We start from the raw sequence: 19,755 nt of genomic DNA on the forward strand, positions 1-19,755 counted from the left end.
ATGATTGAAATCAACGACCTGAGATTAAGCTTTGGCAGCAATGAAGTGCTCAAGGGAATCGACCTGTCGATCGAAAAAGGGCAAGTAACGGTCATCATCGGGCCCTCCGGTTCCGGAAAAACGACGCTGCTCCGTTGCATCAACCTGCTGGAAATCCCGACGGAAGGAACGCTGCGGATCGGAGACTCCGCCTTGTCGTTCAGGGAAGGAAACAAGCCGGGAAGGGGAGATATCCTGGCTTTCCGGAGGAAAACCGGTATGGTTTTTCAATCGTATAATCTGTTTCCCCATATGACGGCTCTGCAGAACGTGATGGAGGCGCAGGTCATCGTGCAGAAAAAGAGCCGAGCGGAGGCTAAGGAGAGATCGCTGGAGCTTCTGGGCAAGGTAGGACTTGCCGGCAAAGCGGACTCCTATCCGCACCAGCTGTCCGGCGGACAGCAGCAGCGGGTCGGTATTGCCCGGGCAATGGGCATCGGTCCGGAGCTGCTTTTATTCGATGAACCGACGTCCGCCCTGGATCCGGAGTTGGTCGGTGAAGTGCTGAAGGTCATCAAAGAGCTGGCTGTAGAAGGCATGACGATGGCCATCGTGACCCATGAGATGAAATTTGCGAGCCAGGTGGCGGACCGGATCGTGTTTATGGACGAAGGAATCATCATGGAGCAGGGCAGCCCGATTGAGGTGCTAAACCATCCGGCGCAGGAGCGGACGAGGCAGTTTTTGTCGCTGCTCAGCGAGCCGGTGTAGAATACATGCAGGTGCTTGAGGGCACGGCGACGATAGCTGCATTGATGCAGCTATTTTTTTGTGTGGGGATCGTGGTGTACGGGTGATTAAAGTTGTGGTGCCTTCTCAAGCAGCTGAATGGTAGTATTTTATTGGTTATTTATGAAAAATATAGCTGACTGGGTTAGTGTCAAAACGCTTGTGCAAGGTAGAAGTTCTTACATAGGATGTGTTGGCTGTGGCTACCCCTCATAGCCCTTGGCACCATCATTCTTCATTGGTTGCATAATGCATGTCAAAGAGCTTAGTCAGTTCACGGTGGACTTCGGGATTGCCAAAAACCACGTATAACCCGTATTCAAACGTTTGATATATCAACATCCATGTTCACTCTTTGAAGTACATTCTTCCCTTTGCAGTTCATTTCTTACTACAGCACATTTTTCTCTTAGCAGTAGACTTCTTTTTTCAGCACATTCCTCCTCTTTGCAGTACACTCTTCTTTTTAAGCACACTCGCCTCTTTACAGTACATTTTTTTCTTTGCGGCACATTTTACGGCTAACTTCGTCTTTCACCAGCTAATGCTTTCGGACATTTCGGCTCGGCGCATCTTCTGCACTCCAGCAGTCCGCATCCCGATTTTGGAAGCCTGCCAGATGTCGTTTTTCGTTGGAATCCGCTGCCCGAACATAGTACAATAAAAAGGATAGATTGCGAGTTTGATAGACTTGCCAGGGGAATGGGCGGGAATACCCCTTGGCTCTTGCAGCACGAAGGAGGAAAGACAGCATGGATACGGAAGAGATCGAGCAGTCCCCGAGGGACCTGCTAAAATATGAACGCGAATACATAGAAAGAGATTACCGGTACATAGCGGGTGTGGACGAGGTTGGCAGAGGCTGTTTATTTGGCGACGTGGTGGCGGCGGCCGTGATCCTGCCGGAAGGACTCGTTCTGGAGGGCGTCGACGATTCGAAAAAGTTGAGCGCCAAAAAACGGGACCTTCTGTACGACGTGATTATGGAGCAGGCGCTTGCCGTCAGCGTAGGGTACGTGGATGCCCGAACGATCGATGAAATCAATATTAAGCAGGCGGCCCGCCTGGCGATGAAAAAGGCGGTGCTTGGCCTGACGATCACCGCGGATTTTTTGCTGGTGGACGCGGAGCATGTGGACGTGCCCGTTCCACAGCTGGCGATCATCAAAGGGGACGCAAACAGCCAATCGATTGCCGCGGCTTCGATCGTGGCCAAGGTTAGCCGAGACCGGCTGTGTGAAGGAGAATGGGAGGCGAAGTATCCCGAGTACGGCATCGCGATTCATAAGGGCTATGCAACCAAACTGCACCGTGAGCAGCTGGCAGCTTTGGGACCGACACCGATGCATCGCCGCAGTTTTTTGAAAAATATGGAAGTTGTGCAGCAGACCCTGTTCTAGGGCTGCTGTTTTTTTGCCAGGTTAAATGGAAACTCGGGTGTCGCGATGTAAACTTTTATAAGGAGAAAGTTTGGCTGATCAGAATTTTGGTAGGTGCGTTTTCCTGGATAAGCATCTGCAAGCTTTGATTCAGAAAACAGGCCAACCTGAGGTGCAGGGTCGCCATTTCGCGTCGTCTCTGTTCCTCGCGGACCAATCAGGACGTAACGATGACCCCAGCATCCGATAAAACTTATTCAGCCAGATTCGTAATTTGTTGGACGGTATTTTACATTTCATGTTTGAAGAGCTGAGCATTTGCAGCAATTATGAAGTTAGGGGACGATCTTTTGGTGAAAAGAAACAACGGAGATCGTGAACGCAGATAGTAGGACTACAGCCCGCGGCTGGTTCGGCCGATAAATAAACGAAGGAATACGGAAGGGGGAGAGGGACATTGAATATCGGTTCACTGCTGCGCGGCATGATGGGGGACACCAAAGCGGGTGAGACCAAACAGCTGGATTTGAAGGAAGGACAAGTCGTCCGCGGCGTTGTGCTGAGCGTCTCTGAGGACGGACAGGAGGCCGTGCTGCAGATCCAAGGCGTCAAAGTACGGGCGGCACTGGAAACGCCGCTTCAGCCCGGCCAGGCAGCGGTCTTGCAGGTACAGCCGGACAATGGCGGCGGCCTTCCGGTATTGAAAGCGATGGAGGGTTCCCCCTATGGGTCCGGGACTCCGTTGTCGCTTGCGGATGTGCTGCAATCGCTCGATCTGCCGGATACGCCGGAGAATCGGGCCATGCTGGAGGCGCTGCGGTCTTCGGGCGTATATGTGACAAAAGAAAACGCAGCCGTCTTCAAAGACGCGCTGGCGTTAAAACCTGCCGGGGTCAGCACGGAGCAGTGGCTTGGCGCCGCATCGATTGCCAATCAGCGCGGACTGCCGCTGACGGCCGAAAGCGTAAGGGGGTTGCAGCAGGCGGTATTCGGCCCGCCGGTGCACCAGCTGCTTCACGTGCTGGAGGAACAGCTGAATGCGTTCACCGCGCAGGATGGAGCGGGTTCGGAGGAAGCGGGGGCTGCAGTCAAAAGCGGACAGGGCGTTATTACGCCACAGGCTTCGGGGCAGCAGCCGCCGGCTTCGTTACCCGGAGCGGCTGCGCAGCCGGGGGCTGGCAGCATAGCGGCTTCCGAAGCGGAGCCAATGGCAGGTGCCCGCAGCCCAAAGAGCACCGAGGCAGAGGGGGATGCCGGGAAGGCGGCGGGGCGCGCGGCTGACGGCACATCCGCGGCCGGCACGGCTGCCGCGGCGTCCCATCCTGCGGCGGCGCTTCAACCGCTGGTCGCCAGGCTGCAGGCGCTGCTGCAGCAGCTGCGCGCGGCACCGCTCACGGGTGCCGCCGCACCAACGCCCGCCCCGGCTGAGCCGGCGGGCGGGCACGGGGCCGGCGGCTTCGCCGCGCCGGCCGCGGAACCTGCGCCGCAGCACGCGGCGCAGGGAGGCGAAGGCCCCGCAGGCACGGGGCCTTCGCCGAAGACGCCCCTGTCCCACGGCGCGGAGCCGTGGGTGGGGCGTCTCTTAAAGCTGCTCGGTGCGGAGCACGAGCAGCAGGGTGTACGCGCGGCGCTGCTGCAGCCCGCGCAGGAGGCCCCGCAGGGGCCGGGTGCCGCGGCGGGGAACGCGCGGCAGCCCTTGGCTGCACCGGCCGCAGGCCAGGGTGCAGCGGCAGTGGCAGGCCCGGCACAGCCGGGGCCTGCGCCGGGAGCGGCGAGCGCGGCAGGGGCCGCCGCCGCGCAGCCCGCTCCCCAAGCCGCGGACGGTCCGGAGCTGACCGTCCGGCCGCATGCGGTTCAGCAGCAGCCTCCCGGCCCGGCGCATCACGCCGTGCGGCCGGAGCAGCTGGCTGAGCCCGCCGCGCGGATGGAGCAGGCGCTGCAGGAAACCGGGCAGCGCGACACGCTGAAGGGGCTCCTCCTTCAGCTCGTCCAGGACGACGCTGCGCCGCCGGCCTTGAAGGAGGCGGCGCAGCAGGTCATCTCGCAGCTGACCGGCCAGCAGCTGCTCCTGAACACGGACCGGACGGCGCCGTTCGCCCAGGTCACGTTGTTCCTGCCCTTGAACGGGCCGGACGGCCAGGAGACGGCGTCGGTGCATGTCCAGTCCAGGCGCGGCCCCAAGGGTGAACTGGATGCATCCAACTGTCGCCTGTGGTTCGACCTTCAGATGAAGCATCTCGGGCAGACGCTGATCGACGTCCAGATCGTCGACCGGATCGTCAGCCTGAAGGTCCATAATGATCAGGAATGGGCTCAGTCCCTGGTGGAAGACAGACGGCCTGAAATCGCTGACGCTCTATCCTCCATCGGCTATCAGCTTCTGACGCTTAAAGCCGCTCCCCTACCTAATCCGGCCGCTGAACTGCCAGCTGGCTTGAGTGCGGCCATGGGCGGCCACCGCGTGGCGGACTTCGTGCCGCAGAGCTACAAGGGGGTGGATATGAGGGTATGAGCAGCAAGCCGCAGGAGCCGTCCCCAAGTTTGAAAAAGGCCGTCGCCCTCAAATACGCGCCCGGTGACAACGATGCCCCGGTCGTCGTGGCGAAGGGCCGGGGAAAAGTGGCGGATACGATTCTCGAGACGGCGAAGGAACACGGGGTTCCCGTTCAGGAGGACGCCGCGCTGGTGGAGGTTCTCTCCAAGCTGGACCTGGACCAGCAGATTCCGCCGGAGCTGTATCACCTTGTCGCGGAGGTTCTCAGCTATATTTACCGGGCGGACCGGCTCGCTCGGGAAAGGCCGTTCGAATGAACGGACGGCAAGGAAAAATGAAGGATAACCGGCGCCAAAAAGGAGCAGCCGCTGAGCGGGCGGCAGCCGACCTGCTGCTCTCCGCAGGTTACCGCATCCGCGACCGGAACTGGCGCTGCCGCAGCGGCGAACTGGACGTGGTCGCCGAGGACGGCGGCGTCATTGTTTTTGTAGAGGTGCGCAGCCGGACCGCCGGCACCTCCTTCGGTACAGCCGCAGAATCTGTTAATTTCCGCAAAATCCGCCAGGTCCGCAGCACGGCCGAAGTGTATCTTCACGCACAGCGGCTGGAGGGCCGTGAGGTACGCTTTGACGTTGTTGCGGTGGAGCTGGGGCGCGATCTAAGCATTGCCGCGATTAATCATATACAGGGGGCGTTCTAGGACGAGCCCCTAATCAAAAACTTCCAATACCATGCGATTGGAAGTTTTTTTTATTACCCCATTTTCACTGAGCTAGCTCGATCCTCTCGATAGACAACTAACAGCAGCACGGCTTTATCTGAGAGGTGGAAAAGTGGATGTATTATTGTAATTATTTACCTTATGGTGAAGGTGATTTGAACTCGTCATAGAATAAGCTAAGTAAGAGGGATGTGTGAACTTGCCTAAAGGAGAATTTTTCCTAGGTATCAACATCAGAGGATGACAGTATCTTTTTTTGAGCTTACTTCAACCCGTTCTTCATCGAAAGGGGAAACGACGATTTCGTGGGAGGTATCATGAGGAATATTCTGAATTTTCTTGTTACCTTTTTGGTGTTCTGGATAGGCAATGAGTACTTTAATCCATATCTTTCGATAACAGATACTAAAACTTTGCTGATTGCATCCCTTCTGATGTTCCTCATTAGTCTTTTATTCAGTTTAGCCATGGTAATGTCGGTGATGCTGATCACTGTAGGGATTGGGTGTTTAACCACTCCGGCTTTAATGTTGGCTTCCATCGTGCTGACACCCATTAAACTTTGGCTTCTGGACAAATACCTGTATGGATTTGAAATACATGGATTGTGGACATATGTCATTCTTACTTTGGTTCTCAGCCTATTCACAGTGAAAGTAAAAGAGAGGCATGATTGACGATATGGCAAAAAGCCTGTGAGAACATTTACGAATTGAGGAGGAACCTGTGTTTAAAAATAGACACTGGAAAAAGTATCTCATTCTACTTGCTATTACGTTTCTTGTTTTTATTGTTTTTATATTTATGCTGCCACATGATAAACAGCCTATTGCACTAGGTATTTGTCCATCCATATTCTGGATATTGTATTATTCATGGATCGCAATGGAGAATAGAAAAAAAGATAGATAGAACAAATATTGAATTAGTTAACGCGAAGTTCTATCCTGCCAATAAGGGCGTTTGGCTGCCCGATGATCTACCTGCCAAGTTGTAAATTAGATCTAGTTGTGATGACCGGGTTTTGAAAAGTGAATGGATTGACGGAAATAACCTGCCGCAAATGGCAGGTTATTTTTTGTTGTGAACCCCAGTGTCTAGTTTCTTCAGATGATTTACAATAAGGCGCCTTATATCCCTGTAGCGTCTGAGGCTGCGCATCTATCTGCTGATAGAGCTCAACGTTTGTTTTCTGGAGTTTAGATATCGTTGCCTTTATCCCTTCGACTTAGAGCATAGATCATGAAGCCGGAAGGCCGAAGGGGTCGAAGGGCAGTCTGCATCATTTTATTTTCGTAATAGTACGCAAAATATTGACTTAAACCATGAATCACCTTACTAGCGTTTATACCGCAAATTTGCTTCCTTTCACCCCACCCCCGTAATCTGCGGCCGGTCCAAATTCCTGTACTGGATCGCTTCCGCCACATGGTTGAAGGCGATATTCTCCTGGCCGTCGAGGTCGGCGATCGTCCGGGCCAGTTTCAGGATGCGGTCATATGCCCGCATGCTGAGGCCCAGCGTTTCGATCGTCTGATGGAGCATATCGGCTGAAGCGGAGTCGAGCCTGGCGAAACGCCGGAGCGCACTGCCGGTCAGCTCGCTGTTCCAGCCGCCGTAACCGCTGCCGTATCGTTGTTGCTGACGCGCATGGGCTTCGAGCACCTGACTGCGCATTTCAGCCGAGGACAGGCTCGGTGCATCCGTGGACCATTCCTTAGGACGGGGGACCTCGACTTGAAGATCGATCCGGTCGAGCAGCGGACCGGAGATTTTGGCGCGGTATTGGGCGATCCGGCTGAAGCTGCATGTGCATTGATGTTCCGGGTGATCGCTTCCGAGGTACCCGCACGGACACGGATTCATCGAAGCCGCCAGCATGAAGTGCGCCGGGAAGGTGTGCACGGCACGGGCCCTGCTGATCGTCACCGTTTTGTCCTCCAGCGGCTGCCGCAGCACTTCGAGCACTTGGCGGTTGAATTCCGGCAGCTCGTCCAGAAACAGGATACCCCGGTGAGCTAGGCTGACTTCGCCCGGCTTGGGTATCGTTCCTCCACCGATCAGTCCTCCGGAAGAGATGGTGTGGTGCGGGGAACGAAAAGGACGTCTGCGGATCAGTCCTGAGCCGGGTTCCTTCAGTTTTCCGGCTGCGCTGAATATTTTGGTCGTTTCGAGCGCCTCCTGCTCGGTCATGAAGGGCAGGATGGTCGGCAGGCGTTTGATGAGCATCGTTTTGCCGGTTCCGGGCGGTCCGATCAGCATAATGTTGTGCATGCCGGCGGCAGCAATCGTGAGCGCCCTTTTGACATGGAGCTGGCCGAGCACGTCGGCATAATCTTCTGCAGGAAGGTGATCGGATACGGAATTAGCGGCAGTCCCCGGTGCTTTCAGCAGCGGGGACAAGCTTTGAATCCGGAGGGGCTGGTCTTTGCCGGGCACATCAGCAGCCGAGTGTTCTGCGGCCAGCTCTCGCAGCTCGTTTAAATGCCGGATGGCATAAATATTCATTTGATCGATTAAGGCGGCCTCACCGGCATTTTCCACCGGCAGCAGAACGGCGGTGAATCCCTCGCGCTTCGCCCTGTCCACCATGGACAGAACGCCGTTAACGGGCCTCAGGCTGCCGTCGAGCGCCATTTCTCCGATGAGAAGCAGCTTCTCATCCTGCGGCAGCAGAAGCTGTCCGCTCGTTACGAGAATGCCGAGGGCAATGGCCAGATCAAACGCAGAACCTTCCTTTTTCAGATCGGCCGGTGCGAGATTGATCGTGACGCGCTGAAGGGGGAAGGTGAAGCCGCAATTTTTGATGCCCGCCCGGACACGTTCCACCGCTTCACGGATGGCGGAGTCCGGCAGTCCGATAATGCTCGTCTGCGGCAGTCCGTTGGAAATGTCGACCTCCACCTGAATGATAACCCCGTCAATTCCGTATAAACATGTACTGTGCATTTTTCCATACATACAATAAAGCACCCCTATTCCCCGGCGGTTTCCCTGGACAAACGAGAACGGGATCGCCGTAGTTGACGGAAAAAAGGTGCTTCCTTATTTTCGCTTAAGTTTACAAAAATTGTAGGACCGTAAGCAGTAAAAGTCAAGATGGGAGGCATCGGGGATGGGAAATAGAGGTATGCTTGTAAGGGAGTGATTCAAGACCGATTTGTTGTTTAAAATTTAAAAGTATACAATATAATTGGACGGAATCAGTTGTCTCTGTAGAAGATATCGCGCAATTACTATGATAATGTGACAAAATTATGATAATATTATGACAAGAAGGCAGGTGAAGACGAAAGTGATGAAACCAAGTGAAATGAATCCGCAACTGCAGCTGGAAAATCAGCTGTGCTTTACCATCTATGCCTGTTCGCGAGAAATCACCAAGCTGTATCAGCCCCATCTGGAGAAGCTCGGTGTGACATATTCCCAGTATTTGGTCCTGCTTGTGCTTTGGGAGCGGGGACAGTGTACCGTGAAGGAGCTTGGGGAGGCTCTTTTCCTGGACTCCGGCACCTTGACGCCCCTGCTGAAGAGACTTCAGGCCGCTGGTCTGATTCACCGTGAGCGCTCTGCCCAGGACGAACGGAAGGTCATCATCACGTTGACGGACGAAGGAAACAAGCTGAAGGAGAAGGCGCTGAACGTTCCGGCCGCCATGCAGCAGGAGCTGTGCCTGAACGAGAGCGAATTCGGGCAATTGCTGGGCCAGTTCAAGAGTCTGCTGAACCGTGTCCATCACAACAACGAACAGCAAGAGGGCAAGATGTGAAGTGAAGAGCGATTTTTGCAGACCAACATCTGCAAATTTGTCGCTCTTTTTCCCTGTTATCCATGAAACCATGTTGGAACGATGCAAGGCTCCAGGTGGAATTATATCGGACCTAAGACGTTACTTGGAGGGCGGATTTTACCATCAAATCCCAAATATTCTCTCAAACGGATTAAACCGATATCAAAAAGCTGTCGATGGAAACGCAGTTTCTTAAGGTAAGCGTTTTAAAAACATGTTACAATAGCTTGGGTTTATATTATTTTCCAAGAGATATCAGAACCCGCCTTGTAGCAGTCATGTTGATAGGAGGATACCGTAAATGAATATCCATGAATATCAAGGAAAACAAGTGTTAAAGCAGTACGGCGTTACCGTTCCGAACGGAAAGGTGGCCTACACCGTGGAAGAAGCGGTTGAAGCCGCTAAATCCCTGGGCAGCCAAGTCACGGTTGTCAAAGCGCAAATCCATGCAGGTGGCCGCGGTAAAGCCGGCGGCGTCAAAGTGGCCAAGAACCTGGACGAGGTTCGTGCTTACGCGGAGGAAATCCTCGGCAAAGTGCTCGTTACGCATCAGACAGGCCCGGAAGGTAAAGAAGTCAAGCGGCTTCTGATCGAAGAGGGCTGCGATATCCGCAAGGAATATTACGTCGGCGTCGTTGTTGACCGCGCTACCGGACGTGTCGTGATGATGGCATCGGAAGAAGGCGGAACGGAAATCGAAGAGGTTGCCGCTGCAACGCCTGAGAAAATTTTCAAAGAAGTGGTGGATCCGGCCGTAGGCCTGCAGGTTTTCCAAGCACGCAGACTGGCTTATGCGATCAACATCCCTAACGAACTGGTCAACAAGGCGGTTCAGTTTATGATCGCCCTGTACACCGCTTTTGTTGACAAGGACTGCTCCATTGCAGAAATCAACCCTCTGGTTGTAACGGGTGACGGCAATGTCATGGCACTCGATGCCAAGCTGAACTTTGACTCCAACGCACTGTTCCGGCACAAAGACATTCAAGAGCTTCGCGACCTGGACGAAGAGAATGAAAAAGAAATCGAAGCTTCCAAATACGACCTGAGCTACATAGCTCTCGACGGCAACATCGGCTGTATGGTCAACGGCGCAGGCCTTGCCATGGCCACGATGGATATTATCAAGTACTACGGCGGAGACCCGGCCAACTTCCTCGACGTAGGGGGCGGTGCCACGAAAGAGAAGGTTACCGAGGCGTTCAAGATCATCCTGTCGGATGAGCAGGTCAAAGGCATTTTCGTCAACATCTTTGGCGGAATTATGCGCTGCGACGTCATCGCCGAAGGCGTGGTTGAAGCTGCCAAGCAGCTCGGTTTGACCCGTCCGCTGGTTGTGCGTCTTGAAGGAACCAACGTGGATCTGGGCAAGAAAATTTTGGCCGAATCCGGCCTGAACATCGTGCCTGCCGACTCCATGGCTGACGGCGCCCAAAAAATTGTCTCACTCGTAAAATAGAATCTTTAAAATACGATAGGGGATGTGAACAAACGTGAGTATTTTGGTCGATAAAAATACAAAAGTCATCACACAGGGCATCACCGGGAAAACCGCCCTTTTCCATGCGAAAGGCGCCCTTGACTACGGCACGCAAATGGTCGGAGGAACTTCTCCGGGCAAAGGCGGCACCAAGGTTGACATTACGCTGGAGAACGGCCAAACGGTCAGCCTGCCCGTATATAACACGGTTGTAGAAGCCAAGGAAGCGACTGGCGCAACTGCAAGCGTTATCTACGTACCGCCGGCATTTGCGGCCGACTCCATCATGGAAGCCGTCGATGCGGAAATGGAACTGGTCATCTGTATTACAGAAGGCATTCCGGTGCTGGACATGGTCAAAGTGTCCCGTTACATGGAAGGCAAGAAAACCGTCCTGATCGGACCAAACTGCCCAGGGGTCATTACACCTGGAGAATGCAAAATCGGTATCATGCCTGGGTACATCCATACTCCGGGACATGTGGGCGTTGTATCCCGCAGCGGAACGCTGACCTACGAAGCGGTTCATCAATTGACGACCCGCGGGATCGGCCAGTCCTCTGCGGTAGGCATTGGCGGCGACCCGGTAAAAGGCTCGGAATTCATCGATATTTTGAGCCGCTTTAACGATGATCCGAACACTTATGCTGTGATCATGATCGGCGAAATCGGCGGAACGGCGGAAGAAGAGGCAGCGGAATGGATCCGCGCCAACATGACCAAGCCGGTCGTCGGCTTCATCGGCGGCGTTACTGCGCCTCCAGGCAAGCGCATGGGACATGCGGGCGCTATTATTTCCGGCGGTAAAGGCACGGCGAAAGAAAAGATCGCCAAGCTGGAGGAATGCGGCATCAAAGTCGCTCCGACGCCTTCGGAAATGGGATCTACACTGGTAAGCGTTCTGGAAGAACGCGGCCTGCTGGAAAAATGCACGACTCACTAATATAAACCGGCGTTATTTACGGTTCAAAGGTAAGCAACCTTTTATTTCTCCATCCGGGGGATAAAGGGTTGCTTTTTTGTGTTTTCAACACCAAAAAACTGGAAAATATAAGGAAGGGCGGGATTGGCGTGAAGAACGAACGGTGGCTGTTGATCGCACTGCACGAGACCGAGGGGATCGGAAGGAAGAGTATTGCCAGGCTGCGCGGGCAGCGTATGTTCTCCGGGGACATGCTCCATTATAATAGTAGAGATTGGGAGGAAGCAGGTTTTCCCGAGGAAAAGGCGAAGCTTTTATCTGAACGAATCACAACCGATTTGATCGAAGAGCTGAAATCCCGTAAGCTTGAGGGAGGCGCCGGCATCCTGACTTTTTTGGATGAGGATTACCCTGCGTATTTAAAGGAGATAGCGGAGCCTCCATGGGTATTGTACTGCACTGGAAAACGGGGATTGCTGCAAACGCCCGGCGTCGCCATGGTCGGGACAAGGGTACCTACGGCCTATGGCCGTAAGGTCGGCCAGGAGCTGGCGGAGGGCATCAGTGCGGCTGGGTTCACGATCGTCAGCGGCATGGCCAGAGGCATCGACAGCGTGTGCCATGAAGCCGCTCTTGCCTGCGGAGGCAATACGATTGCGGTGATGGGGACCGGACACGGCGTGATCTATCCGCCGGAGAACAGAGGATTGTATGAGCGGATCGCCGAGGATGGACTCATTCTGACGGAGTATCCTTCCGGGACCAAATCGCATCCCGGTTTGTTTCCGCAGCGCAACCGTATCATCGCCGGCTTGACGCTAGGGACGCTGGTCGTCGAAGCGGACTCGCGCAGCGGTTCTTTGATTACCGCGGATTTGGCGCTCGAAGCCGGCAGGGATGTGTTCGCCGTGCCTGGGCCGGTCACCTCGCCCAAGAGCCGCGGGGCGCTGAACTTGATTAAACAAGGGGCCAAAATGGTGCTGAATGCCGAAGACGTCATCGAAGAATATGATTCATGGTTGCCAAAAGGGTTTGAAGATACATACAATAGGGAGCGTCAGATGTTGGAGGACACGCGGCTGCCTGCAGATCATTTGACAATGGATGAGCTTGGGATATACCATATATTGGAACAAGGGCCGTCTACATTGGATGAGCTGCTGCAGCAGACCGGATGGGATTTTGGACATTTGCATTCAGTTCTGTTATCTTTAATCATAAAAAAGCAGATTACCCAATTATCTGGTGCTATATACAAGCTTATATAACAAGAGTCTATTGACTAACATTCACAGAATTGTTCGGAAAGGGGGATGAACCTATGGCTGACTCACTTGTCATCGTAGAATCGCCGGCCAAGGCGAAAACGATCGGCAAATATTTAGGCAGCAAGTATATCGTAAAAGCTTCGATGGGTCACGTGCGTGATCTCCCGAAGAGCCAAATCGGAGTTGAGGTCGAGAATGACTTTAATCCGAAATATATTACGATCCGCGGAAAAGGCTCCGTATTAAAGGAACTCAAGGACGCCAGCAAAAAAGTGAAAAAGGTTTATCTCGCAGCTGACCCCGATCGCGAGGGTGAAGCGATTGCCTGGCATCTTGCCCATGCCCTGGAGCTCGACGATACGGATAGCTGCCGCGTCGTGTTTAACGAAATTACGAAGCAAGCGGTCAAGGATGCATTTAAAACGCCGCGCAAGATCAATATGGACCTGGTCAACGCACAGCAGGCCAGACGTATTCTGGACCGGCTCGTCGGTTACAAGATCAGTCCGCTTTTGTGGAAAAAGGTAAAGAAAGGTTTGTCCGCGGGCCGCGTTCAATCGGTTGCGGTCAAGATTATCATCGACCGGGAGAACGAAATCAACGCGTTTATTCCGGAGGAATACTGGTCCATTACGGCCCAGCTCGCCAAGGGAGATTCCGTTTTTGAGGCGAAATTCCAGCAGCTGAACGGCCAGAAGAAAGAACTGTCGCGAGAGGATGAAGTAAACGAAGTGCTCGCTGCCATTAAGGGAGCCACCTTTAAAGTCAGCGAAGTAAAGGAAAAGGAACGCCAGCGGCATCCTTCGCCTCCGTTTACGACAAGCTCCCTGCAGCAGGAAGCTGCCCGGAAGCTTAATTTTCGTGCCGCCAAAACGATGTCCGTCGCCCAGCAGCTGTACGAAGGCGTAGAGCTCGGGAAAGAAGGGACCGTCGGCCTCATCACTTATATGCGTACGGACTCCACCCGGATTGCCGGATCGGCCCAGGAAGAAGCCAAGGAATTTATCAGCGGGAAGTACGGGGAACCATTTGTCCCTGAAACACCGCGGGAGTATTCGAAAAAATCGGCGAACGCCCAGGACGCCCACGAAGCGATCCGCCCGACCTCGGTCATGCGCGATCCCGACTCGGTGAAGTCGTTCATGAGCCGTGACCAATACCGTCTTTACAAGCTGATTTGGGAACGTTTCGTTGCCAGCCAGATGGCTTCCGCCATACTGGATACGCTTTCCGTTGATATTGCGGCCGGGCCTGCCGTATTCCGCGCATCCGGTTCGAAAGTCCGCTTCCAGGGCTTTATGAAGGTATACGTGGAAGGCAACGACGACGGCACGACGGAAGAAGAGAAGTTTTTGCCTGCCTTGGCCGTAGGGGATAAGCTGAAGAAGGAAGATATCGAGCCGAAGCAGCACTTCACGCAGCCGCCTCCGCGCTACACCGAAGCCCGGTTGGTCCGGGCGATGGAGGAGCTCGGCATCGGACGGCCAAGTACGTATGCGCCGACGCTGGAGACGATCCAAAAGCGCGGTTACGTCGCGATCGAAGAGAAAAAGTTCGTTCCGACAGAATTGGGTGAATTGATCATCGAGCAAATGGAACAATTTTTCCCGGAAATTCTTGATGTGGAATTTACGGCCCACATGGAAGACGATCTCGACCATGTCGAGGAAGGCTCGGAGGATTGGGTCAAGGTGCTTGCTGAGTTCTATTCTTCCTTTGAAAAGCGCCTGGAAGTAGCCGAGGAAGAAATGAAGGAAATCGAAATCGAGGACGAGGTATCGGACGAGATTTGCGACAAATGCGGCCGACCGATGGTATACAAATTGGGGCGGTTTGGCAAATTCCTCGCCTGCTCCGGATTTCCGGACTGCCGGAACACGAAGCCGATCGTCAAAGATATCGGCGTCACTTGTCCGAAATGCAAGGAAGGGCATGTGGTCGAGCGCCGCAGCAAGAAGGGGCGGATTTTCTATGGCTGCGACCGTTATCCGGAATGCGATTTCGTATCCTGGGATAAACCGTCGCCGAAGCCTTGTCCAAAATGCGGCTCTCTGATGGTTGAGAAGCGCAACAAGCAGGGAGCACGTCTCCAATGCACGGCATGCGACCATACCGAGCCCCTGGAAGAGAACGAAGACAACGAAGAATTGATGTAATTGTAAACAGCAGGGGGTAATGAAGTTGACAGAAGTACAGCAGGTAACCGTCATCGGCGCGGGTCTGGCAGGCAGCGAGGCTGCCTGGCAGATCGCAAGCCGGGGGGTTCCCGTGAAATTATACGAAATGCGCCCGGTCGTGAAGACGCCCGCGCACCATACGGACAAGTTCGCCGAGCTCGTCTGCACCAATTCGCTGCGCGCCAACGGACTTACGAACGCAGTCGGCGTCATCAAAGAAGAAATGCGGATGCTGGATTCGCTGATCCTGAAGTCCGCCGATAAAAATGCGGTTCCTGCCGGAGGCGCTCTGGCGGTGGACCGCGACGGTTTTTCCGGGGATATTACGAGCACTCTCCATAACCATCCGCTGATTGAAGTCGTAAACGAAGAAATTCAGCATATACCAGAAGAAGGGATTGTCGTCATCGCCACAGGCCCGCTGACCTCGCCTGCACTCTCCGCCGAGATCAAAGCACTTATGGGCGAAGAGTATTTCTACTTCTACGATGCTGCGGCTCCAATCGTCGAGAAAGACTCCATCGATATGAGCAAAGTATACCTGGCTTCCCGTTATGATAAAGGCGAAGCGGCTTACTTGAACTGTCCGATGACCGAAGAGGAATTCAACGCGTTTTATGACGCGCTGGTCAATGCGGAAGTCGCGCAGTTGAAAGAGTTTGAGAAGGAAGTATACTTCGAGGGCTGCATGCCGATCGAGGTCATGATGAAGCGCGGCAAGCAGACGGCGCTGTTCGGGCCGATGAAGCCGGTAGGGCTGGTCAACCCGCACACGGGTGAGCTGCCTTATGCGGTCGTGCAACTGCGTCAAGATAATGCCGCCGGTACGCTGTACAATCTGGTCGGCTTCCAAACCCATCTCAAATGGGGAGAGCAAAAGCGCGTATTCTCTATGATTCCGGGATTGGAAAACGCGGAATATGTGCGCTACGGCGTCATGCACCGCAATACGTTCATCAACTCTCCGAAGCTGCTCCAACCGACCTATCAGCTGAAAACGAATGAAAACCTGTTTTTTGCCGGTCAAATGACAGGGGTAGAGGGATATGTGGAATCTGCCGCATCCGGGCTTATAGCGGGCATTAATGCAGCGAGAAAGGCGCTTGGACAGGACCTTGTCGTGTTCCCTGACACAAGCACCCTCGGCAGCATGGCTCATTATATTACGACCGCGGATTCGGAGCATTTCCAGCCGATGAACGCCAACTTCGGCCTGCTGCCGAAATTGGAGAAGAAGATCCGCAACAAAAAGGAAAAGAACGAGGCGCTGGCCAATCGGGCTTTGGAGACGATTGCCGCGTTTATCCAGGAAGCCGGACTGGCAACCGAACATCAGGAAGTATAGATTAGGAGGTCTGTAGGTATGGATTTATCTTTTCATGCGACAACCATTTGCGCTGTACGCCATAACGGAAAAGCGGCGATCGCCGGTGACGGCCAGGTGACCTTCGGTGAAAATGTCATTATGAAGCAGACCGCCAAAAAGGTGCGCCGCCTGTACAGAGGCCAGGTCGTTGCCGGCTTTGCAGGCTCCGTGGCGGACGCCATTACCCTTTTTGAAAAATTCGAAAGCAAACTGGAGGAGCATCATGGCAATCTGCAGCGTGCCGCCGTGGAGCTCGCCAAGGACTGGCGCCAGGATCGCGTTCTCCGCAAGCTTGAGGCACTCATGATCGTTATGGATAAAACCGGCATGCTGCTCATTTCCGGAGGCGGTGAAATCATCGAACCGGACGACGACGTGCTGGCCATTGGCTCGGGAGGCAATTTTGCGCTCTCCGCCGGACGGGCGCTGAAGCGTCACGCCCAGGACTTGGAAGCGAAGGATATCGCGCGGGAAGCTTTGAAAATTGCTTCGGAAATTTGCGTATACACCAATGGAAATATCATTGTGGAAGAGCTGTAAGGGTGGAGGAATGCATATGGATAACCAAAGTTTGACGCCAAGACAAATCGTGGCCGAACTGGATAAATACATTGTAGGCCAGAAGCAGGCGAAGAAATCCGTCGCCGTCGCACTGCGCAACCGTTACCGCCGCAACCGGCTTCCCGAGGATGTTCGGGATGAGATTGTACCGAAGAACATCCTGATGATCGGTCCGACGGGTGTGGGCAAGACCGAAATTGCCAGACGTTTGGCGAAGCTGGTCAATGCGCCGTTTGTGAAGATCGAAGCCACCAAATTTACGGAAGTGGGATACGTCGGCCGCGACGTGGAATCCATGGTCCGCGATTTGATCGAAACGTCCATCCGCATGGTCAAAGCGGAGCGTACGGAAAAAGTAAAAGACCGCGCCGAGGAGCTCGCCAACGAACGAATCGTGCAAATTCTCGTTCCGCCGGCTGGCAAAAACAAGGCGCAGCGCAACCCGTTTGAAATGCTGTTCGGCAATGGCAACCAGAACGCACAGGATACGGAAGAGGATAAGGAGCAGGACAGCACCGTGACCGAACGCCGGCGCCAGGTGAAGTTTAAGCTTCAGTCCGGCAGCCTGGAAGACGACATGATCGAAATCGACGTGGAAGACAACTCGCCGACGATGATGGATATGCTGGCCGGGCAGGGGAATGACCAGATGGGCATGAACATGCAGGAAATGTTCGGCAGCCTGCTGCCGCGCCGGACGAAGAAGCGGAAGCTGCCGATCCGGGAAGCGCGCAAGGTGCTGACGCAGGAGGAAGCGACCAAGCTGATCGACATGGACGACGTCATCGCCGAGTCGATTCTTCGCGCTGAGCAGTCGGGCATTATCTTTATCGACGAAATCGATAAAGTTGCCAGCCAGGGCAAAGGCTCTGGGCCTGACGTGTCCCGTGAAGGCGTCCAGAGGGATATTCTGCCGATCGTGGAAGGGTCGACGGTCATGACCAAATACGGCCCCGTGAAGACGGACTTTATTTTGTTTATTGCCGCAGGTGCATTCCATATCGCCAAACCGTCGGACCTCATTCCCGAGCTTCAAGGCCGGTTCCCGATCCGCGTGGAGCTGAGCAGCTTGTCTCTCGACGACTTTGTGTCGATTCTGACCGAGCCGAAGAACGCCTTGACCAAGCAGTATACCGAGCTGCTCAAAACCGAGGACATCGAGGTCGAATTCTCATCTGAAGCGATCCGGGAAATTGCCAAAATTGCCGCGACCGTCAACCAGAATACCGAGAACATCGGTGCGCGCAGGCTGCATACGATTCTGGAGAAGCTGCTCGAGGATTTGTCGTTTGAGGCGCCTGAATTGACCTTGGAGAATATGACCATCACGCCGGAATACGTGCGCGAAAAGCTGGGCGACATCGCCCAAGACCGCGATTTGAGCCAATATATATTGTAAACCGACAACCGTCACAGCGGGGACATGTCAGAAGGATGAAGATCCTTCGGGCATGTCTTTTTTTGTTGTGCTGAGGAAGGGACCACAGGAAAGACAGTGCCGACATCGTAAGAACCTCTCTGGGAGGTATAACTATAATCCTGCGCTCGTATGCAAGGGAGGGGTTATTTTACGACACTTTCGCAAATCTGAAATTCTAGGACTATTCAAGCTGAGTTTTTATCGAAATGTGACAACAGGCCTGTCCTATGTAAGCCCACAAACCCTTATCCTGCAAAGATTTAGCAAAAATTTCAGAGAAATTAAGAACAAAGACCTTCTTTCTGGTAAAAGATAGGGCTTTTTTCTTATTGTAATATGTCCCAATCTTTAAGAAACTTAGGATATACGACAATATAGTAATTTTTTCTACTTTAGACCTAGAATAAGCAATATTTCTAAGGACTTTTGTCGAAAAAAAGTGAAATTGGGAAGAAAGTTCCCCACGGACAAATAGTAAAGTTATGGAAAATAAGGGGGATACGGAATGGATTTGCTGAACAGCGTCAGCTTTCAACGTTTGGAAGGCGGACTTCAGGCCGCAAACGCGCGCCAGAGAGTCATTGCGAACAACATTGCCAATGTCGACACGCCTTATTTCAAACGGTCCGAAGTGTCATTTGAAAGCCTGCTCCAGCAGGAAATTAATGGATCTGCACCTCAGCTTCGCGGCAGGGTCACCGATCCCCGGCACTTCGCCATTGGACCTACGAATTCGGTCCCGGATCCAGTTGTAACGGAGGACCAATCGACAGCGATGAACAACAATATGAACAATGTGGATATTGACCGGGAGATGTCCGCACTGGCTGACAACCAGCTTCAGTACAACGCCTACATCCAGCAGATGAACGACCAGATCAAAATGATGCGGACAGCCATTGAAGGGAGATAATCGCGGGTGAACATGAACAGCAGCTTTGGGATCAGCGCTTCGGCGCTGACGGCACAGCGTTTGCGGATGGACGTCATTTCGTCCAACATTGCGAATGCGGAAACGACGAGAGCGTCGGTGGTTGACGGCAAAGCGGTGCCGTACCGCCGAAAGATGGTTGTGCTTTCGCCGAATGAATCGGATTTCTCCAGCATGCTGGAAGCACAAATGAACGGACAAAGTGCGGGGAAAGGTGTGAAAGTGGCTGCAATCCAGGAGGATCAGACGCCGCTGAAGCCGGTATACAATCCGACTCATCCGGATGCAGATGCACAAGGGTATGTCTACATGCCTAACGTGGATATCGCCAAAGAAATGATCGATATGATTTCGGCCACGAGATCTTACGAAGCGAACGTCACAGCACTGAATTCCTCAAAAGCGATGATCACGAAGGCCTTGGAAATAGGTCGATAAGCCTAGTCTGAATAAATAAATGTAGGTAAGGAGGGAC

17 protein-coding genes are annotated in these 19,755 nt (G+C 53.8%); 16 read left to right on the plus strand and 1 reads right to left on the minus strand.

The window, feature by feature from the left end:
* From MKY74_RS15265 to MKY74_RS15290, 6 genes are all read left to right on the plus strand, one after another.
* Complete coding sequence (locus tag MKY74_RS15265) at positions 1 to 750, plus strand: amino acid ABC transporter ATP-binding protein (RefSeq protein ID WP_076168199.1); 750 nt, start codon at positions 1 to 3, stop codon at positions 748 to 750.
* A gap of 737 nt (positions 751 to 1,487) precedes the next feature.
* Positions 1,488 to 2,168, plus strand: coding sequence for a ribonuclease HII (locus MKY74_RS15270; protein WP_279628445.1), 681 nt, complete (start codon positions 1,488 to 1,490; stop codon positions 2,166 to 2,168).
* 436 nt (positions 2,169 to 2,604) lie between these two features.
* Positions 2,605 to 4,659, plus strand: coding sequence for a hypothetical protein (locus tag MKY74_RS15275; RefSeq protein WP_076168195.1), 2,055 nt, complete (start codon positions 2,605 to 2,607; stop codon positions 4,657 to 4,659).
* Positions 4,656 to 4,958 carry an EscU/YscU/HrcU family type III secretion system export apparatus switch protein gene (locus MKY74_RS15280; protein WP_076168193.1) on the plus strand — a complete coding sequence of 101 codons (303 nt, stop codon included), beginning with the start codon at positions 4,656 to 4,658 and terminating at the stop codon, positions 4,956 to 4,958. The genes MKY74_RS15275 and MKY74_RS15280 overlap by 4 nt, the downstream gene beginning before the upstream one ends.
* A complete protein-coding gene (locus tag MKY74_RS15285) occupies positions 4,955 to 5,341 on the plus strand; it encodes a YraN family protein (protein ID WP_076168191.1) in 387 nt (128 codons plus the stop codon). The genes MKY74_RS15280 and MKY74_RS15285 overlap by 4 nt, the downstream gene beginning before the upstream one ends.
* Positions 5,342 to 5,679: 338 nt before the next feature.
* A complete protein-coding gene (locus tag MKY74_RS15290) occupies positions 5,680 to 6,039 on the plus strand; it encodes a phage holin family protein (RefSeq protein WP_076168189.1) in 360 nt (119 codons plus the stop codon).
* 691 nt (positions 6,040 to 6,730) lie between these two features.
* On the opposite strand, the gene MKY74_RS15295 is transcribed toward MKY74_RS15290, so the two are convergent.
* Positions 6,731 to 8,323 (minus strand): YifB family Mg chelatase-like AAA ATPase, encoded by a 1,593-nt coding sequence (locus MKY74_RS15295; RefSeq protein WP_076168184.1) that lies wholly within the window; start codon positions 8,321 to 8,323, stop codon positions 6,731 to 6,733.
* 337 nt (positions 8,324 to 8,660) lie between these two features.
* On the opposite strand from MKY74_RS15295, the gene MKY74_RS15300 reads away from it, so the two are divergent.
* The 10 genes from MKY74_RS15300 (at position 8,661) to flgC (ending at position 19,718) form a co-directional block, all read left to right on the plus strand.
* On the plus strand, positions 8,661 to 9,131 hold the full coding sequence (locus tag MKY74_RS15300; protein ID WP_076168181.1) for a MarR family winged helix-turn-helix transcriptional regulator: 471 nt from the start codon (positions 8,661 to 8,663) through the stop codon (positions 9,129 to 9,131).
* Positions 9,132 to 9,453: 322 nt separating this feature from the next.
* Positions 9,454 to 10,614 carry an ADP-forming succinate--CoA ligase subunit beta gene (gene sucC / locus MKY74_RS15305; RefSeq protein ID WP_076168179.1) on the plus strand — a complete coding sequence of 387 codons (1,161 nt, stop codon included), beginning with the start codon at positions 9,454 to 9,456 and terminating at the stop codon, positions 10,612 to 10,614.
* Positions 10,615 to 10,648: 34 nt separating this feature from the next.
* The gene (sucD, locus tag MKY74_RS15310; protein WP_076168177.1) at positions 10,649 to 11,578 is read left to right on the plus strand and encodes a succinate--CoA ligase subunit alpha; all 930 of its coding nucleotides are present in this window, start codon (positions 10,649 to 10,651) and stop codon (positions 11,576 to 11,578) included.
* A gap of 128 nt (positions 11,579 to 11,706) precedes the next feature.
* Positions 11,707 to 12,825 carry a DNA-processing protein DprA gene (gene dprA, locus MKY74_RS15315; RefSeq protein WP_076169546.1) on the plus strand — a complete coding sequence of 373 codons (1,119 nt, stop codon included), beginning with the start codon at positions 11,707 to 11,709 and terminating at the stop codon, positions 12,823 to 12,825.
* A gap of 53 nt (positions 12,826 to 12,878) precedes the next feature.
* Positions 12,879 to 14,981, plus strand: a complete 2,103-nt coding sequence (gene topA / locus MKY74_RS15320; protein ID WP_076168175.1) for a type I DNA topoisomerase — start codon at positions 12,879 to 12,881, stop codon at positions 14,979 to 14,981.
* A 25-nt stretch (positions 14,982 to 15,006) separates the two neighbouring features.
* Positions 15,007 to 16,347, plus strand: a complete 1,341-nt coding sequence (gene trmFO / locus MKY74_RS15325) for an FADH(2)-oxidizing methylenetetrahydrofolate--tRNA-(uracil(54)-C(5))-methyltransferase TrmFO (protein WP_076168173.1) — start codon at positions 15,007 to 15,009, stop codon at positions 16,345 to 16,347.
* 18 nt (positions 16,348 to 16,365) lie between these two features.
* Positions 16,366 to 16,908: an ATP-dependent protease subunit HslV gene (gene hslV, locus MKY74_RS15330; RefSeq protein WP_076168171.1), complete on the plus strand. Its 543-nt coding sequence runs from the start codon at positions 16,366 to 16,368 to the stop codon at positions 16,906 to 16,908.
* Between the two features lie 16 nt (positions 16,909 to 16,924).
* A complete protein-coding gene (gene hslU / locus MKY74_RS15335; protein WP_076168169.1) occupies positions 16,925 to 18,328 on the plus strand; it encodes an ATP-dependent protease ATPase subunit HslU in 1,404 nt (467 codons plus the stop codon).
* A gap of 526 nt (positions 18,329 to 18,854) precedes the next feature.
* Positions 18,855 to 19,262, plus strand: coding sequence for a flagellar basal body rod protein FlgB (flgB, locus tag MKY74_RS15340; RefSeq protein WP_076168168.1), 408 nt, complete (start codon positions 18,855 to 18,857; stop codon positions 19,260 to 19,262).
* A 12-nt stretch (positions 19,263 to 19,274) separates the two neighbouring features.
* The gene (gene flgC, locus MKY74_RS15345) at positions 19,275 to 19,718 is read left to right on the plus strand and encodes a flagellar basal body rod protein FlgC (RefSeq protein ID WP_234489631.1); all 444 of its coding nucleotides are present in this window, start codon (positions 19,275 to 19,277) and stop codon (positions 19,716 to 19,718) included.
* Positions 19,719 to 19,755 lie beyond the last annotated feature (37 nt).

It is taken from the genome of Paenibacillus sp. FSL R5-0378, from assembly GCF_038009285.1.
In the GTDB taxonomy this organism is placed as follows: Bacteria; Bacillota; Bacilli; order Paenibacillales; family Paenibacillaceae; genus Paenibacillus_AQ; species Paenibacillus_AQ favisporus.

Excerpts from the sequence above, each read along its gene's own strand:
- hslU (WP_076168169.1), top strand. The coding sequence starts at position 16,925 with ATGGATAACCAAAGTTTGACGCCAAGACAAATCGTGGCCGAACTGGAT.
- hslV (WP_076168171.1), top strand. The coding sequence starts at position 16,366 with ATGGATTTATCTTTTCATGCGACAACCATTTGCGCTGTACGCCATAAC.
- MKY74_RS15265 (WP_076168199.1), top strand. The coding sequence starts at position 1 with ATGATTGAAATCAACGACCTGAGATTAAGCTTTGGCAGCAATGAAGTG.
- MKY74_RS15295 (WP_076168184.1), bottom strand. The coding sequence starts at position 8,323 with ATGTATGGAAAAATGCACAGTACATGTTTATACGGAATTGACGGGGTT.
- flgB (WP_076168168.1), top strand. The coding sequence starts at position 18,855 with ATGGATTTGCTGAACAGCGTCAGCTTTCAACGTTTGGAAGGCGGACTT.
- MKY74_RS15290 (WP_076168189.1), top strand. The coding sequence starts at position 5,680 with ATGAGGAATATTCTGAATTTTCTTGTTACCTTTTTGGTGTTCTGGATA.
- MKY74_RS15285 (WP_076168191.1), top strand. The coding sequence starts at position 4,955 with ATGAACGGACGGCAAGGAAAAATGAAGGATAACCGGCGCCAAAAAGGA.
- MKY74_RS15280 (WP_076168193.1), top strand. The coding sequence starts at position 4,656 with ATGAGCAGCAAGCCGCAGGAGCCGTCCCCAAGTTTGAAAAAGGCCGTC.
- flgC (WP_234489631.1), top strand. The coding sequence starts at position 19,275 with ATGAACAGCAGCTTTGGGATCAGCGCTTCGGCGCTGACGGCACAGCGT.
- topA (WP_076168175.1), top strand. The coding sequence starts at position 12,879 with ATGGCTGACTCACTTGTCATCGTAGAATCGCCGGCCAAGGCGAAAACG.
- sucC (WP_076168179.1), top strand. The coding sequence starts at position 9,454 with ATGAATATCCATGAATATCAAGGAAAACAAGTGTTAAAGCAGTACGGC.
- MKY74_RS15300 (WP_076168181.1), top strand. The coding sequence starts at position 8,661 with ATGAAACCAAGTGAAATGAATCCGCAACTGCAGCTGGAAAATCAGCTG.